The 17297-nt window shown below is 53.7% G+C and carries 12 protein-coding genes; 3 read left to right on the top strand and 9 right to left on the bottom strand.

From position 1 onward, the window contains the following. Positions 1-4 precede the first annotated feature (4 nt). Positions 5-1270: a M20 family metallo-hydrolase gene (locus E3E32_RS07075; RefSeq protein WP_167731573.1), complete on the bottom strand. Its 1266-nt coding sequence runs from the start codon at positions 1268-1270 to the stop codon at positions 5-7. A 116-nt stretch (positions 1271-1386) separates the two neighbouring features. On the opposite strand from E3E32_RS07075, the gene E3E32_RS07070 reads away from it, so the two are divergent. Beyond that, positions 1387-2202 carry an MBL fold metallo-hydrolase gene (locus tag E3E32_RS07070; protein WP_167731147.1) on the top strand — a complete coding sequence of 272 codons (816 nt, stop codon included), beginning with the start codon at positions 1387-1389 and terminating at the stop codon, positions 2200-2202. Positions 2203-2204: 2 nt separating this feature from the next. On the opposite strand, the gene glmM is transcribed toward E3E32_RS07070, so the two are convergent. From glmM to E3E32_RS07030, 8 genes are all read right to left on the bottom strand, one after another. Then, the gene (gene glmM / locus E3E32_RS07065) at positions 2205-3572 is read right to left on the bottom strand and encodes a phosphoglucosamine mutase (protein ID WP_167731146.1); all 1368 of its coding nucleotides are present in this window, start codon (positions 3570-3572) and stop codon (positions 2205-2207) included. A gap of 29 nt (positions 3573-3601) precedes the next feature. Next, entirely contained in the window at positions 3602-4006 is a 405-nt protein-coding gene (locus E3E32_RS07060; RefSeq protein ID WP_167731145.1) for a UPF0146 family protein, read from the bottom strand. A gap of 32 nt (positions 4007-4038) precedes the next feature. Continuing rightward, entirely contained in the window at positions 4039-5166 is a 1128-nt protein-coding gene (locus E3E32_RS07055) for an ABC transporter ATP-binding protein (RefSeq protein WP_167731144.1), read from the bottom strand. A gap of 30 nt (positions 5167-5196) precedes the next feature. After that, on the bottom strand, positions 5197-9210 hold the full coding sequence (locus tag E3E32_RS07050; protein ID WP_167731143.1) for a glucodextranase DOMON-like domain-containing protein: 4014 nt from the start codon (positions 9208-9210) through the stop codon (positions 5197-5199). A 9-nt stretch (positions 9211-9219) separates the two neighbouring features. After that, positions 9220-10467 (bottom strand): ABC transporter permease subunit, encoded by a 1248-nt coding sequence (locus tag E3E32_RS07045; RefSeq protein ID WP_370456375.1) that lies wholly within the window; start codon positions 10465-10467, stop codon positions 9220-9222. Beyond that, positions 10467-11366 carry a carbohydrate ABC transporter permease gene (locus E3E32_RS07040; protein ID WP_167731141.1) on the bottom strand — a complete coding sequence of 300 codons (900 nt, stop codon included), beginning with the start codon at positions 11364-11366 and terminating at the stop codon, positions 10467-10469. Before E3E32_RS07040 ends, E3E32_RS07045 begins: the two co-directional genes overlap by 1 nt. A 38-nt stretch (positions 11367-11404) precedes the next feature. Then, positions 11405-12724 (bottom strand): extracellular solute-binding protein, encoded by a 1320-nt coding sequence (locus E3E32_RS07035; RefSeq protein WP_167731140.1) that lies wholly within the window; start codon positions 12722-12724, stop codon positions 11405-11407. A 126-nt stretch (positions 12725-12850) separates the two neighbouring features. After that, entirely contained in the window at positions 12851-14809 is a 1959-nt protein-coding gene (locus E3E32_RS07030) for an alpha amylase N-terminal ig-like domain-containing protein (RefSeq protein ID WP_167731139.1), read from the bottom strand. Positions 14810-14880: 71 nt separating this feature from the next. Here E3E32_RS07030 and trmBL1 point away from each other — a divergent pair, with 71 nt between their 5' ends. Beyond that, complete coding sequence (gene trmBL1 / locus E3E32_RS07025; protein ID WP_167731138.1) at positions 14881-15903, top strand: HTH-type sugar sensing transcriptional regulator TrmBL1; 1023 nt, start codon at positions 14881-14883, stop codon at positions 15901-15903. A gap of 40 nt (positions 15904-15943) precedes the next feature. Beyond that, positions 15944-17296: a glycogen synthase gene (locus tag E3E32_RS07020; protein WP_167731572.1), complete on the top strand. Its 1353-nt coding sequence runs from the start codon at positions 15944-15946 to the stop codon at positions 17294-17296. The last annotated feature ends 1 nt before the right edge of the window (position 17297 follow it).

Here is a 17297-nt window from a genome sequence, read left to right as displayed (position 1 = left end):
TCGCTCAGAGCAACGCCAAGGCCGCCATAACCTTGGCGTCTTCAACCATGTTGTCTATCTTTGCGTACTCGTTGGGCTGGTGGGCCATCTCATCAAGTGTTGCCCACACAACTGCTGGAATGCCGAGCTTTCTGAAGTAGGCTGCGAAGGTTCCACCACCGATTCCACCGACCTTTGCCTCCTTCCCGCGGAGCTCCTTAAGGGCCGCCTGGAGGAGCTTTACTATCTCGCTGTTCGGGTCGGTTGGCTCTGGAGCGTCGAGGCGCTGGATGACCTCTACCTTTATCTCTGGGAGAACCTCCCCGTCAATTTCCTTCCTGTATTTTGCCTTCACTTCTTCCGCGAGCTTCTCTGCATCGCTCAGCATCTCATCCAGACTGTACTTCGGCAGAATTCTGCAGTCGAAGACTATCTCGTGTTCTCCTGGTGCGATGTTCGGTGAATCGGCCGGACCGTTCACCATCGTCGGCTCGAAGGTGCTCTCCGGTGGGTCAAAGAGCTCATCCTTCTCGAAATACTTCTCGTGGAGGAGCTTATCCAGGTGATATGCGTAATCAAGGGCAACGCGGTGGGCGTTCAACCCCTTATCGGGCATGCTCGCGTGAACCTGCTTGCCCCTGACCTTAACCCTGAACCAGAGGATGCTCTTCTCTGCAACCTCGATGAAGGTTCCATCCTCATTTCCGCCGTCCGGGACGAGAACGAGGTCATCCTTCCTGAAAAGCTCTGGGTGCTCCTTCATAAGCCACTCGATGCCGTACTTGCTTCCGGTCTCCTCATCGCTGACAAAGGCTAGGATTATCGTTCTCTTCGGCCTTATTCCAAGGTTCATCATGGCCCTAACTGCATAGAGTGAAGCGACCAGGCTCTGTCCGTTGTCCTCGCTTCCCCTGCCGTAGACTTTTCCGTCCCTGACGAGTGGTTTAAACGGTTCGGTTATTGTCCACTTGCTCAGGTCTCCCGGTGGGACGACATCAATGTGTGTTAGAATCCAGAGCCTTGGTGAGTCCTCTCCTTTCTCGCCGTAATAATAGGCGAGAATGTTCGGCCTCACGCCGTTCTTGGCCCTCTCATCAGGGGCGTTGTAGACCTCAACCTTATCGAAGGGCCAGTCCTTGATTATCTCGAGAAGCTTTTGGGCCTTATCGTATTCGCCCTCGTAGCCGTAGTTCGGGCTTATTGCAGGGATTTTGATGAGCTCCACCAGGGTTTTCACCATATCGTCACGTAGGTTTTCGATTTCTCTCGATACCCTTTCAATATTGACCATTCCAACCACCGGATTTGGTAGGGTCTTCGAACTTAAACGGTTTTCGACGTCCCAAATGTCTTATATACCCTCATGGCGATACCCATACGTCTGCAAAAGAACGCGGGGGTGGAGAGTTGATAGAGATAACCTTCCTCGGCAGCGGCGGCGGCAGATTCATAACCATAACACAGTTTCGCTCCACGGGAGGCTTCCACATTAAGGCCAGTAAGAGCATCTACGTTGACCCCGGGCCGGGGGCTCTGGTTCGTTCGTGGCGCTACAAGCTTGACCCCAGGAAGCTCGACACTATCTTCGTTTCACACAGGCATGTTGATCACTGCAACGACACCGAAGTCATGATTGAAGCCATGACGGGAGGGGCGCTGAAGAAAAGGGGCATGCTTATAGCCTCGAAAAGCGTTGTCTACGGCGACGAGACGCACACCCCAGCGGTCAGCAAATATCACATGGACGTCCTTGAGAGCATACATACCCCTGAACCTGGCAACAAAATCTCGGTAGGGGAGGAGGAGCTCATAATAACCCCTACGAGACACTCAGACCCGACGACCATAGGCTTTCGAATGAGAACCAGATATGGTGACATCTCATACATACCGGATACCGCGTACTTCGATGAGCTCATTGAGTGGCATGAGGGCTCGAGGCTCATTATAGCTGCAGTAACCCGGCCGAGGGATATGGGGATTCCCTACCACCTGAGCACCGATGATATCGTTACGATGCTTAAGAAGATGGGGGCAAAACCTGAGGTCCTCATAATGAGCCACATCGGCATGAAGATGCATTTCGCCAACCCGTACAAGGAGGCAAAATACATAGAGACCGTAACGGGCGTGAAGACCTATGTCGCCAAAGAGGGCTTCAAAGTAATGGTGGATAAAAACGAAATAGCGGTGCGGACGCTCAGACCTGCTAGATTCGTTTAGCTTCACTCTTTCTTTTTCATTGCCTCTTCCACTGCCCTTCTGACAGTGTTGTAAGCCAGCTCGAAGAGCTCATCGCGCCTCTTTTCGGTTGGGCCTTCCACGACCACTCTTATCTTCGGTTCAGTTCCGCTTGGTCTTACAAGAACCCAAGAGCCATCTTTGAGGTTGAAGCGGAAGCCGGAGATCGTCAGGATTTCCTTTATGTCTTCCCTAAGCTTTTCCTCGAGAACGTGCCTTGCAACTTCGAGGACGGTCTTCTTGTACCTGTCCGGACACTTCACGTTCTTCTTAGTGAGGTAGTAGGTCGGTATCTCCTCGCGGATTATTTCGGATAGGGGTTTTCCGCGCTCGTCGATGAGCTTGATGAGCAGGCCCATCGTGACGAAGCTGTCTATCCATAGGCCGAATCTGGGGTGGATGAACTTCCACGGCTCGGCGGCAAAAATCGCGTTGTACTTCTTTATGCCGTCGTGCGGCTGGCCGAGGGGAACGCGGTAGACCCTTCCACCACCGTTCTCGACGACTTCATCGATACGCGAGCCGGTGTTTATCGATGTAACGATGACTCCACCCCCGTGCTCCTCGACGTAGAGCTTAGCGAAGAGCGCTATCAGTGTGTCCTCGTCGACGTAGTTGCCTTTTTCATCGAAGACCGCTATTCTGTCGGCGTCGCCGTCCTGGGCTATAGCTAAGTCAACGCCAAGCTCCCTCACAAGATTTCCGAGGTATGCTATGTTATCGTACCTCGGCTCGGGCTTTCTTCCCGGGAAGTGGCCGTCAATGTGGGCGTTGATGCTTATCACTTTCGCCCCCATCTCGCGAAGCAGATAGGGAGCAACGACGCTTCCGGCGCCGTTCGCACCGTCGTAGAGGACTTTCAGACTAGTCTCATGGTCAACGAAGTCCAAGACTGTGCCGATGTACTCGTCGACGATGTCCCTCTGACGAACCTTCCTTATCCCGTCCCAGTTCGCTTTCTTATACTCCCCTGAGAAGATTATCCTTTCCAGCTCTGCCTCTTGCTCGAGGTAGAACTCGGTTCCGTCGCCGTTGAAGACCTTTATTCCGTTGTCCGTGGGCGGGTTGTGGCTGGCTGTTATCATGACTCCAGCGTCGCCATAGCGGTTGGTGCCCCATGCCAATGTTGGCGTTGGTATCAGCCCAAACTGGATTACCTCCATGCCTGAACTCAAAAGTCCAGAAACGAGCGCGTTCTCGAGCATTATGCTTGAAGTCCTTCCGTCTCTTGCGACGGCCACTTTTCCCTTCCTGATGTACGTTCCGAGGGCTCTCCCAACGTTCAGCGCTAGGTCTGGTGTGACCTTTTCCCATAAAGTGCCTCTAATTCCAGCCGTTCCGAAGAGCTTCATAACACCACCATGACTACTTGGGAGCGACTTTAAATAGTTTTAGCCATGTATATGGCCAATCCCTTGTGGTTGATAAGCTTCAGGTTACCGGGCATTGTGTCACCACTGAGGGGAAGGATGTAAACTGGGAGTCCAAGCTTCTTCCCGAGCTCGAGAATCGGACGGACTATTTCGGGCGTTGGTCTTACGGAGTACAAGGCTTTGGCATCCCTGTACAGTTCCGGCCTTGGATTGAAGATGTCATCCCTGACAGCGTTTATCCCAAGCTCCCTTGCCCTTTCAACGGAGGCTGGATTCCAGTCAATTGCAAGAACATCGTAGCCCATCTCTTTCAGCTTTAAGGCCACTTTGAACTGGAAACCTATACCGAGTTCGACTATTTTCCCTCTCGGAACCCTTTCCGCCAAGAAATCTGCGAAGTCTTCAATTGGCATGGGAGAAAATAGAAATAAGGATTTAAAAAACTTCAGAAGACGGCTTTTCCGCTTCCTTTGTCGAAGACGTGAGCCTTTCTCATGTCAAAGACAACGTCAACTTCCTGGCCTTCCTTAACCTTGGATTCGGAGCGGAAGGCGCCCAGGAAGGTTATATCTCCGACGCGGAGATGGACTATCTTCTCGCTTCCGAGGTTTTCGATGATCTCCACCATGGCCCTAGTCATGTTCTCTCCGGGTATTTTGATCTGTGCGAATATTGCGTCGTAGATGTCCTCCGGGCGGATTCCAAAGATGGCTTCCTTTCCTATCAGGTTCTTCTCCCTGAGAACCTCTCCCTGGTCGTCGAGGAGTTTGAGCCTGAACTCTCCGAAGTCGGCCCAGACGCCCCCCTCGTCTTCCACTATTGATGCGTCTATGAAGTTCATCGGCGGACTGCCTATGAAGCTGCCGACGAAGGTGTTTGCTGGCCTGTCATATACCTCGTCTGGCGTGCCGATCTGCTGGAGAACGCCTTGGTTTATGACCGCAATCCTATCTCCCATGGTCATTGCTTCGACCTGGTCGTGGGTGACGTATATTGTTGTGACTCCAAGCTGTCTCTGGAGCCTTTTGAGCTCGGCGCGCATTTTCACCCTAAGCTTCGCGTCGAGGTTGCTGAGCGGCTCGTCCATGAGGAAGACCTGCGGCTTTCTTACGATGGCCCTTCCGAGGGCTACCCTCTGCCTCTGGCCACCGCTTAATTCCCTCGGCTTCCTCTTGAGGAGTTCCGTAAGGCCAAGCATCTCGGCGACTTCCCTTACATGCTGATCTATCTCCTGCTTGGGGACTTTCCTGAGCTTGAGGGGAAAGGCTATGTTGTCGTAGACCGTCATATGCGGGTAGAGAGCGTAGCTCTGGAAGACCATGGCTATATCGCGGTCTTTTGGTGGAGCGAGGATTCCCTTTTCCGGGTCGGCGACGAGTTTGTCGCCGATGTAGATTTGTCCCTTTGTGGGCTCCTCAAGGCCGGCTATCATTCTGAGAGTCGTCGTCTTTCCACAGCCGCTCGGCCCGAGGAGTATCATAAACTCGCCGTGTTTGATCTCCAGGTTCATGTCCTTGACGGCTGTGAAGTCCCCGAACTGCTTCCAAACCCCAATGAGCTTTACTTCGGCCATGGTATCACCTCAAAAAATTTGGAAGGAGGGTTACCTTCTCCTCCTAAGCAGGAGCGGGGCCAAAGCCAGTCCAAGCAAAACCGCCGGACCGCAGATTCCTCCCTCTTCACCTGGAGTGGTTGTGCTAGTGGTGGTCTCGGCTGGAGTTGTTGTGGTCTCGCTTGGAGTGGTCGTTGTTTCGCTCGGAGTCTCGGTGGGTGTCTCAGTAGGAGTCACTTCCTCGCCACCAGTTCCCTCGACGAGCGGTATCATGAGAACCGTCGCGAGGGTCTTCTTTTCTAGGTCGTAGGAACTCAGCTGCTCCTCCTGTGTTGGTTTGAGCCCTTCTGGGACGAGCATGTCAACCACTCTCGGGGCGAGGTTGTCTATGACAGCGTTTGGATCAGCTCCTCCGAGTTTCCACTGTTCCGCCTCAACTGCAACTGGTCTCCACTTGTCCGGACCGTAGCCGTCCTGAGAGCCTACGAGCACCGCAGTGTAGAGCCCGTAGTCAGTGACGCTCAGGTACTTCTTGGGAACCTTGACTATTATGGCGTTCTTTACTGGGTCGGCTGAAATCTGCATTTCACCCTGGTAAACGGTTCCGTCCGGGAGCACTATCAGGTTTCCGTAGTCCCAGCCCGCTATTCTAAGCGCCAGATCCCATGGATGTCCCGGATCGAGCTGGACGTTGCTTCCTGGACCGTCGGGGAACATCTTGATGGCGCTGGTGTTTCCTCCGTCTGTGAAGTCGAAGTAGACCTCGATTATCTGCAGGCTGAAGCCGTTCGGCCCGTTCCACGGGTTGCCACCGAGATCCTTAAAGTAGAACTCCAGCGTCCAGGCGTCGTCGCCTTCAATCATCTTAAACTTGAGCAGGTCGAGGTGCCCTGGCACGAAGACCTTGTCGGTTGGGTAGGTGTAGGTTCCCGGACCGTGGTCGTCACCCTCCGGGTCGAGCATGGTTATGCCCTGCTTGAGGAGTGGAATAGCCTTAACGGTGGCGAGTTTTATCTCGTTGGCATCATAGGAGCTGAGCTGTTCTTCCTGGGTTGGCTTAAAGCCCTCTGGGACGAGCTCATCAACGACTCTTGGCGCGACGTTGTTGATTACCGCCTGCGGGTCAGCTCCTCCGAGTTTCCACTGTTCCGCTTCAACTGCAACTGGCCTCCACTTGTCCGGACCGTAGCCGTCCTGTGAACCAACGAGAACGTCTCCCCAGAATCCGTAGTCCTCGTTTATCTGGATGTACTTCTTCGGGATCTTTACGATTATCGCGCTCTTAACTGGGTCGGCGCCTATCTGCATCTCGCCTTGGTAGACGGTTCCGTTCGGCAGGACTATGAGGTTTCCATAATCCCAGCCGGCTATTCTCAACGCCACATCCCACGGGTGCTCTGGGTCGAGGTTGACGTTTGCCCCCGGTCCGTCCGGGAACATCTTTATTGCCGAGCTGTTTCCTCCCTCTTTGAAGTCAAGATAAACCTCGATTATCTGCAGGCTGAAGCCGTTCGGTCCATTCCATGGGTTGCCGCCGAGATCCTTGAAGTAGAACTCCATCACGTAAGCATCGGTCTGCTCGAGCATTCTGAACCTGAGCAGGTCAAAGGCACCCTCCACGAAGACCTTGTCGGTTGGGTAGGTGTAGGTTCCTGGACCGTAGTCATCGCCCTCGGGGTCGGAGATGTCCACGAGGGTTACTCCCTTAACCTCCGTGGGGAGCTTCAGCTCAATCGGAGTGGTTATAACCTCAAGCTCTCCGTCCTTGACTGTGGAGACCGCGAGGTAGAAGTCCTCAGGGGTCTTGATGTATTCGAAGGGGACGATGATCTCCACTCTGCCATTTACCTTCTTAACGACAGCATCGCCGATCTTCTCGCTATCCTCGTAGTTGGTAGCCTGGTAAACCTCCGCCTTGTTGTCCTTGTAAACTATATGCTTGGTTATCATCAGCCCGACGCTGTCCTTTGAGAACGGAAACATCGAGTACCTGAGCTCAGTCGGCTTGTCCTGGAGGAGCGTGAAGGTGTTGCCAACGCGCTCGCCCTTCTCGTATATACTTATCTCGAATTCGCTGAGGTCTCCCTTAACTATGAAGTGGATTCCATCGCCGTCGAAGTAGACGCTTATGCCCTCAGCGATGGGGGACATGCTCGAGTAGTTCTTGACTTGGCCCTCCCCGAGGCCGTCGAGGGCTCTAACTGTGTAGGGCTCTCCATCGGGAAGGAAGTTTCCATAGAGGTAGCCCGGTGGTTCGAGGCCAGCTAACCTGTACATCTCGTAGAGGTATGTCTTGAGGTAGCGGTCAAAGGTGTAGTCCTGCCCGCTGCTCTGGTCGCTTCCGTACCACCAGAACCAGTCACTGGCCTCAGCGCGGAGGAGATACTCATAAGCTTTCTCCCAGTCGGCCTGGCTCATTTCATCCTTGTGCTCCATAAGGGCCTTTCTCGCTAAGTAGAGCCAGTACCAGCCGTAGTTCTCCTGGGGCTCGCCTATCCACGTTGAGAGGGTCCCATCAATCCAGCTCGACTCGGGCCACTGCATTTCTTCCTTAACGCCCACCATGTCGTAGAGATCTCTGAGGCTCTGGGCCTTCTTGAGGGCCTCAACTTTGTCGCCGGTCAGGTCAAGGCGCTCCATCATCTGGGGTGTGAGCTTGTTTGCCTGGTCTCCGTAGAGCTGGATGTACTCGCTTGGGGTGAGGGTTCTTATGAGCCCCTGCTCCTGGAGCTCGGTGAGCCTCTTGTAGAGCGTCTCAAGGAAGAGCTTGCCGTCGTAGGGGTAGTGCTCCCACGGGTTCTCTCCGTCGAGAGTTATGACGTAAACGAGAGAACCATCGTAGTTCTGCTTCTGGAGCTTGAGAAGCTCGTTTATGAAGTCCTCAACGGCATCGTACTGGTTCATTCCACCGTAGGTAAATCCAACGCGGTCGCTCAGCGCGTGGTCCCTCGGGAAGAGGTATATCTTCTTTCCGTCGAACTCAGCCACCCAGGGCTTGTGGTAGTTCTCAACAGTTCCCTCTATGCCAAGCTTCTGGAGCACGAGCTGGTCGGTCATGACCCAGGTCCAGCCGTTGCCGGCGAGTATCTCGAGGGTCTTGTCGTTGAGAGCGCTCTCAGCGGCCCATCCTCCAACCGGTTCAACCTGACCGCCGCCAAGGTACTCCTTGTAGAGCTCGTCGGCCTTCTTCACCTGGTCGTTGAAGTCGCTCTCCCAGCCGAAGTCATTGAGGATTGGGCCTATTGGGTGGGCATAGGGAACGACGGTAACTTCCACGTTGCCGTTGCCGAGGAGGAGGTTAATAGCCTCGTGCTCCTCGAAGGTGTGATTGAGGAGCCACATCTGGGCGTCCAGAACTGTCTTAACGTCTTCCCTCGTGTAGCCGCCTTCATCAACCTTGTCGTAGAGGGCCTTCAGCTCTGGATGGCTCATTATGTAGCTGTAGTCTATCCAAGCGAGGTTGAACAGAACGGCGAGGTCTATGTAGTCCTGCTCTTTGAACTCGTTGGTAACGGCTATTTTCTGCTCCTCGACCGGCAGGTTGGCATACTTGGCCTTGGCCTGCATCATCTTGTTCTTCAGCTCGGTGTAGCGGTTCCAGAAGTCCCTTATGGGGTTGCCGTTCGGGTCGGTTATCGGCTCACCGTTCCACGGAATCGTGTGGTCAAAGAACCCACCCGGGGCCTGGAGCATGAACCACTTCTCGTCAACGGTGAGCGGCTCGCCGTTGGCTATCTTCTCAGTGATTATCTGGTAGTTGTCCTTGGCGCCGTTCATATAGTCAGCCAGCTGGGCTATGAGCGAGCCCGAGAGGTCTATGGTAGCGTGAACCTCAGGATACTGACTCAGGTAATAGGCCATCTTCCAGTAGTTGTTGGCCGCGTGGAGCCTGACCCACGGCCTCGTGTAGATGTCCTGTATCGGGTCGTAATAGTAGGGCTGGTGCTGGTGCCAGACTATTATCACGTTCAGGGGCTTGGGCTCTTCAGCCGTCACGCTCGGCTGAACTGTCAGGAGGCTTCCAAGCATTAAAAAGGCCACAAATAGGGAAAGGACCTTTCTCATATTATCACCTCACTCCTTTAAACCTCCAACGGTTAGGCCGCTCCTTATGTAGTTCTGAGCGAGCATGAACATCACGAACACGGGCAGCGCGAAGAGCAGCGCCGCTGCCGCGAAGTAGCTCCAGTCTATTCCCCTGCCGATGCCGCCCATGAGGAGGTATATCCACACCGAGAGTGGCTGGTTTTTCTCCGTCAGGAGCAGGCTCGCGAGGATGAACTCCGTCCAGCCGCCGATGAAGGCGAATATTGCCACCGTGGCTATTCCTGGTAAGGCCATCGGCAGGAGGACGTGTCTTATAATCTGCAGGTAGCTCGCGCCATCTACCAGTGCCGCCTCGTCGAAGTCGGGGCTTATGGAGTCGATGTATCCCTTGAGGAGCCAGGTGTTGAAGGGAACGCTTCCGGCGGCATAGATGAAGGACAGCACCGGCAGCTTGTCGTATAGGCCGAGCTTGACTATCATACCGTAGAGGGCTATCAACCCGGCTATGCCGAGACCTCCTGCAACCTGCGTGAACATCAGGTAGAAGTAAAGAATGTGATCTCTGCCGAAGAACTGCATCCTGGAGAATGCGTAGGCCGCTGGAACGACGAAGATCATTGACAGGAGGACTGTTAGCGTGGCCAGCAGGAGGCTGTTCTTCAGGTAGCCGAAGAACACCGAGTTGAGGAACTTTCCGACCGCTGTGAACTCGGCCTTACCTGTGTTCCTGATCACGATGTACTTCTCCATCCGACCCGAAACATGGATTCCGCTCACTTCACCGCTCGTCAGCTCAACCTCCCTGACTATTCCGAATCCTATGCTGCCGTCGTCGTTCATTCTGGTGAGGACGAACAGTCCCTTTATCTCTCCCTTGAGCGTCCCCTGAACGTTTCCTGTCGTGGAAACGTCGAAGATGATGCCAGAGACGGGTATTTCAAACTTCAGTCCTGTGAATGGTCCGTACTTAACAGTCCCCGTAAGCTTTCCGTTGTCCAGATAGAGCTTTCCGCCTTCTATTCTAGCTTGTCCCTCGATGGCTCCAGTGAAGTTCTCGCTTATCTTGCTTCCTTTGAATCCGAAGAGCACCTCCCGGTAGGCATCGAGCGTAACGTTCCTTGGTATGAGCCCAATTTCTGTTGTTGCGAGCGTTGCGGCTGGTTTTATCGACACGGTGAATATGTAGTACACTGGGAAGAGGATGATGAACATTATGAAGATGGCCGCGAGGGTGAGGAGGAAGCTCTTGATTATCTCCTTTCTCTTTTGGCCCATCATCCCTTGGCACCCTCCTGGAGTTTAGTTATCCTAACGTTGACGTACATGTAAACCGCCAGCACGAGGGTGGCTATTATCATCACCGCCGCTGCCCTTCCGTAGTGGGGACTCGCTCCAAAGGCCTTCCTAAAGCCGTAGAGCAGTATGAACTTGTCCTCGAATAGGCTCGCGTTGTAGATGTATGGCACCATGAAGTACTGGAAGCTTGCCGCACTGGTGAGTATCGTGGCGAAGGCTATTGGCTTGCCGACTATCGGAAGAACGATGTGCCTGATCCTCTGCCAGTAGTTGGCACCGTCTATTATTGCCGCCTCCACGAGCGTGTCCGGGACGGACTGAAGCGCCGCCGTGATGACGGTTATCATAAACGGATAGGCCAGCCAGACCTCGATTATGTTGAGAGCTACAAGGCCCCAGAAAGGATCGTTCGTCCAGTTGGGAAGGGTACTCACACCGATCGATTTGAGAATCTGATTAATCGGACCAAAAACCGGATCAAACATAAACCTCCAAACGGTGACCGAGAAGAGGAGCGGTAGGGCCCATGGGATTATCAGGAGCGACCTGTAGACCATCTTGCCCTTGACGTATTTGCTGTTGTAGAGCAGGCTGAGGAAGGTTCCCACAAGAACCTTGAGGGTAACGCTCGTTGCGACGAATATCCAAGTCCACATAAAGGCGCTTCTGAACTTTTCGTCGCTCAGTATCCACCTGAAGTTCTCTAAACCAACGAACTTGAAGGGCTCTGCATCCGGCGCCTGGATTGGAAAGTTGCCGAGCTGGGCGTTGGTGAAGGCAAGGTAAATCGAGTAGATTATCGGCCACAGGTTGAAGAGCAGAAACGCCGCCATCCCTGGAAGAATGAGGAACAGAGCAATTGTGGTGATCTTCTTCATCCCAATCCCTCCAAAAAGGTAGGAAAAGGGAAAGGGCTTCAGCCCCCGAGGTTGTTCAGAATCTCCTGCTGGTACTTCTGGAGTATGGCGGGTATGTCAGCGGTGGCAGGATCCTGGAGTATCTCGTTGATGGCTCCGTCAACACCGCCCCAAACGGCGCCCATCTTCGGGCTCTTTGGCATGAGGTATGCGTGCAGGACTGCCTGACCGAAGCCGTAGATAACGGGGTCAGCTTGGATTTCTGGGTCCTCAAGAACCGGCGAAAGGACCGGGATGTATCCGAGCTGGAGGGAGAGCTCCTTTATGGCCTCTGGATTGGTGGTGAACCACTTGACGAAGTACCAGGCGGTCTCTTTGTTATTTATGCCCTTGGCGAAGTAGATGTTCTTGACTCCACCATAGGGTCTCGGCCAGTACTCCTTACCGTCCTTGATTATCGGCGGGAGCGGGACGATGCCGAAGTTGATTCCAGCGTCCTTGACGCTGGCAATGCTCCACGGACCGTTGACCATCATCGGAGCACGGCCCTCGAGGAAGATGCTCTGCTGGGTGTTGTAGTCAGCGGTCGGGGCCATGTATGGCCAGACGTTCTGGAAGAAGAACTCGAAGCCCTCTATGGTCTCGGGCTGGTCGAGACCGGGCATCTCGGTCTGGTCGTTGAAGTAGTAGCCTCCAAAGGCCTGAGCCCAGGCAGAGATGAAGTAAGCGTTAACTGGGTAGGCTATGCCGTACTTATCGTTGTTCAGATCGTAGTACTGCTCCATTATTGCCTTCATCTCGTCGAAGGTCTTGGGCGGCTCGCTTACCATATCCTTGTTGTAGATGATTGCAACGGTCTCGGCAGCGAAGGGCATGGCGTAGAAGTGGCCCTTGTACTGCATAGCATCTTGGGCCATCGGAGCGAACTGGTTAAGAATGTCGTCGGTAACGTAGTCATCAATCGGTTCGAGAAGGCCAGCATCGGCGAACTTTCCAATCCAGTCGTGGGCCCATATGAAGAGGTCCGGACCCTGGTTAGTCGGAATTGCGGCTCTGAGGGCACTCTCAAGATCCGGCTTCTGCTCGAAGACTATCTCAACGTTCGGGCACATGGCCATGTACTCCTCTGCGAGGCTCTGGAAGACCTCGAGCTCGTTCGGCTGCATGGCGTGCCATATGACTATTTTTCCGCTGCCGCACTCGATCTCTGGAGTGGTGGTTGTTTCTGTTGGGCTGGTAGTCGTTGTGGTCTCGCTCGGGGTGGTTGTTGGCTGAGTGGTGGTGGGGCTGGTAGTTTCACCGCCACCTATACAGCCGCTGGCCACGACGCTAAAAATCAAAACTCCAACCAAAAGTAGGGTAAACAGTCCTTTCTTCATAGCTTTATCACCCGTATTCGCTTTGGGTGTTATAGTATCATCGTCAGTGATATATATACCTTGCGCTTCCCTGTTCAAATTTACACGGAGTGCACAACATAGAACCCTGCTGAAAAAAATATGACATCAGATGGTTGAGGCGAGGACGACAAAGGACCAGGGTTTCATCTTGAGGAATGACACTCCATCCGCTGCAGGACGGTAAGCCTCCGAAATCTGAATGGCTGTGGGAACGTCTGAGTAGTTTATCCCCACCAGAACTCCTTCGTTCCGGTAAACCCTCTCGTAGAGGAGCAGGCCGCCTTTGAACTCCAGTGGCCTGAATTCTCCCAGCTGTAAGGCTTTGCTCTTCCTTCTCAGCCGTATCAGCGCTTTTGTCACTCCGAGTATCTCGGTGTTCCACGTCTCTTTCCCCCATTTCATTGGAGTCCTTGAGCTTTCCATCCCAGAAGCACCTATTCCCCTCAGTCCTATTTCGTCACCGTAGAAAAGCGCTGGAATCCCCTTGTAGGTCATCAGGAAAGCGAGAGCGCAGAGGTATCTCCACTCATCACCGACGAGGTCGAGGAAGCGCTCAACGTCGTGGTTGTCGAGGAAGTTGTACATGGAGTATTCAGCGGGCCCGTAATAGGTGCTCAGGAGCTCGAGCCAGTTGAGGAACTCTTCGGCACTTATCTCTCCACGCACGAAGAACCTTAGAATGGCCTCGTACAGGGGATAGTTCATCGTTCCGTGGAACTTGTCGAAGAGCCAGAGCCTTGCGTCGTCCATGACCTCGCCGACCAGATACGCGTCCTCAGGCATTTTCTCCCTGACCTCGCGCCACAGCTCTGGCGGGACGCCATGGGCGACATCCAGCCGCCAGCCATCGGCACCCTTCTCGAGCCAGTGTTTCATTACACTGACTATGAACTCCCTAACCTGTGGATTGTCGTGGTTCAGACGGGGCATGAGCCACACCGAGAAGAAGTTCTCATAGTTCTGATGGAGCTCCTTCAGCCCCTGGTACTTTCGCTCCGGCGGTTCGTTCGAGTTGAGAACCCGAAGGAAGTCCTCCGACACCACCGGGAACTTCAGGATTCTGTAGAAGTCCCGGTATCTGCTCTCTCCTCCCTTCTTCACGACGTCCTGAAAGTATGAGTGGAAAAAGCTCGTGTGGTGGAAGACGCCGTCGAGAATCAGTTTTATGTCCCTCCTTTTCAGCTCCCGGGCGAGCTCTCCGAAGGCCTCGTTACCTCCGAACTTCCCCGCGACCTTGAAGTAATCAACTATGTCGTAGCCATGGTACGTCATGGACTCGAAGATTGGGGTCAGATAGAGTGCATTCACACCGAGCTCCTCAAGGTGGCCGAGCCTCTTCACAATTCCGGCTAAATCGCCACCGTGGTGCCCCAGACCGGTTTCGATTATCCTTCCTCTTGGCTTTTTGATCATGTCCCTTTCGAACCTATCGGGCATTATCTGGTAGAACACCCGATTGAATATCCATCTTGGGACTTGGAGCTCTCTCGGTTCGGCGGTGAAGTTACCGTATTCGATTGTTCCTTCTCCTGTCTCTATCTCGAAGCCGTAGCTTAGCTCCTCGGTTCTTGGAAGAACGGCCTCGAAGTAGTCGAAGAGCTCGTCGCTTGCCTTCTTTCTCATCTCTATACGCTCATCGGTGATGAGGTAAGTGGAGATTGCTTTTCCCTTCACAGTCCTCAGCAGGACATGGGTTCTGTCGGCAAAGGAGTACAAGTAAGCGAGCGCGGGTTCGTGATAGAAGTCGTCTCCGGCGGATATTTTGGCAACGCTGGTTTCCCTCTTGAATTTGTATGAGAACCGCCTGTAAGTCCTCTTCTCTGGATTCTCTGGGTCTGGAGCGTATTTTCCGTCAATTGAGAAGCCGTAGTGCCAGACCCCCTCGGGGAGTTCAACAGTGGCACGCCATCTTCCGTTCTCTTCCCTCATCCGGAAGCTGCCCTCGTTGAAGGCATTGAAGCTCCCGACGAGGTAGGCGTAGCTTCCCCTGGACGGGACTGAAAATTCAACCTTTGCGATCCGGCCAAAGTATTCGTTTGACTCGAATCCGAAAATTTTATACACCTTCCCCACCCAGGTATCACTAGTGATGATTAAACTAATGCTAGTGAACTTAAAAAGTTGGAGGTCTGAAAATGAAGGAAGAGGAAATTATCGAAAAGCTCCAGAAGCTCGGCTTGACTAAATACGAGAGCTTAGCTTACATAACCCTCCTCAAGCTTGGCCCCAGTAAGGCCACGGACATAACAAGGGAGAGTGGCATTCCCCACACGAGGGTGTATGACGTTCTGAGCTCCCTTCACAGAAAGGGGTTCGTTGATGTGATGCACGGTGCCCCAAGGCTCTACAAGCCAGTCAATCCTGAAGTTGTCCTCGAGAAGATAAAGGAAGAGTTCATTGAGGACATGGAGAACCTAAAGGCGGCCTTCCTCGAGCTCTACCGCCAGGTGCACGGGGAGGAGCTTCCCGAGATATGGACGATTCAGGGCTTTGAGAACACCGTTGAGAGGGCGGAGTACGTCATCAGGACAGCCAAACACGAGGTTTTGATAAACGCCCCATTTGAGTTCCTTCGCCTTTTGAAGGATGAGATAAAGCGCCGGAGGGATATAATATTCGTCATAATCAGCAATTTCGAGGAGATTCCGGAGTGGCTTAACGGCGACAACATCATCCTGGCGAAAACCGGTGGCGCCCCCTGGCTCATGGCCAGCTGGATAATCGGGGACATCGACTATGCGCTCTTCTTCGGTGCTCTGCCGAGAGACAAGAGGCGTGAGAAGTTCTACTCCTTCTGGGCCAAGAGTCCAAAGATCATCCAGAACTATATGCACTGGTTCTACACCATCTACCTCGACAACAGCAGGATAATCAAGCCACTAAACTACGATAAGCTGTCCAAGCCGCTCTCGCTCGTCAACATCAGGACCCTAATAACCCTGCTGAAGTTCACAGAACTCCCGAAGAGAGCTGAGATAGTCGGCAGGCTCGTCGAGACGAAGGAGCCTGTGACCGTTGACGGGGAAATAGTTGAGTACGAGTACACGCCGCTTATGGCCAACGTTACGGTCAAGGCCGATGGCAAGGAATGGAAGGTTGGCGGAATCGGGAGCTACTTTGAGGACGTTGAGGGCGAGAAGTTCATCCTTCTGGAGTGATTTTTCATCCTCCCCTATTTTTAACAAGGAGATGGTCGCAATGCGGATTCTGATACTGGGATTTGAGTACCTGCCCGTTAAGGTCGGGGGCTTGGCTGAGGCCGTAACCAGCATAGCCGAGGGCTTCTCGAATCTGGGCCATGAAGTGGCCGTTTTTACCCCGAGCCACGGAAAAGAACTTGGCGAGCCTTTCACATCCTTTAGGGTTTCAGCCTTTGGGAAGAGAGTGGAGGTAACTGTAAAAAAGAGAGAGCAGAATGGTGTCGTGGTTTATTCTCTCGGCGGTGGTGTTCTTGACAGTTTTGACGTTTATGGCCCCGGTTGGAACGGCCTGCTCAAAAAATCCGTTCTCTTCGGCAAGGCCAGCGTTGGGCTCATGAACGAGCTTATTAGCGAATTCAAGCCTGACGTTGTCCACGCCCACGACTGGCACACGGTCTTCGCTCTTGGCCTCCTCAGGAAGTACTTTGGCCTGAGGAGTGTCTTCACCGTCCACAGGCTCAACAAGGCCAAGGTTCCCGCCCACTATTTCCACGAAGCCCACCTCAGTGAGCTCGTCCCCTACCCGGACATCGACCCCGAACATACCGCGGCTTACATAGCCGACGCAGTAACGACCGTCAGCAGGAGCTACCTATGGGAGGAATGGGACTTCTTCGGGCTCTTCGAGGGCAAAGTTACGCACGTCTTCAACGGTATAGACTGCTCCTTCTGGAACGAGGAGCTGATAGAGACGGGAGACCTTCCGAGGGAAGAGCGCAGGAGGAGGATTCTTGAGGACCTTGGATTAAGCGACGGAAAGACCTTTATGTTCATAGGGCGCTTTGATAAGGCACAGAAGGGTGTGGACACCCTGCTGTATGCGATAGAGCTCCTCTCCACGGACCCCTCTTTCAGTGAAATGAGGTTCATCATCATCGGCAAGGGGGATCCGGAGCTAGAAGCGTGGGCAAGGGCCATGGAAAACCGTTTCCCTGAGAACGTGAGGACAATTACCAAACTTCTCAGCAGAGAGGTCGTTAGGGAGCTCTACGGTTCCGTGGACTTCGTTGTAATCCCGTCGTACTTCGAGCCTTTCGGTCTGGTTCAGCTCGAGGCGATGTGCCTTGGTGCCGTTCCAATAGCTTCCGCTGTTGGGGGATTAAAGGACACGATAATAGACCTCAGCAGTGATTCAGAGCGTGCGACGGGGATGCTCGTTCCTCCAAGGGACGCTTTTGCCCTGGCGAGGGCGATGATATGGGCCAAGGAGCTCGACGATGAGACTCTGGAGAGGCTCAGAGAGAACGGGAAAAAGCGGGCCAGGGAGGACTTCAGCTGGGAGAAAGCGTGCGAGCGATATGTGAGGGTTTACGAGGGTAGGGTTGACAAGGCGGTTTCATTCCTTCGCTGAT

Origin of the sequence: Thermococcus sp. GR6 (assembly GCF_012027415.1) — an archaeon.
GTDB lineage: Archaea > Methanobacteriota_B > Thermococci > Thermococcales > Thermococcaceae > Thermococcus > Thermococcus onnurineus.
Note: the sequence above shows the minus strand (reverse complement) of the source record. Positions and strands in the feature narration are given on the sequence as shown.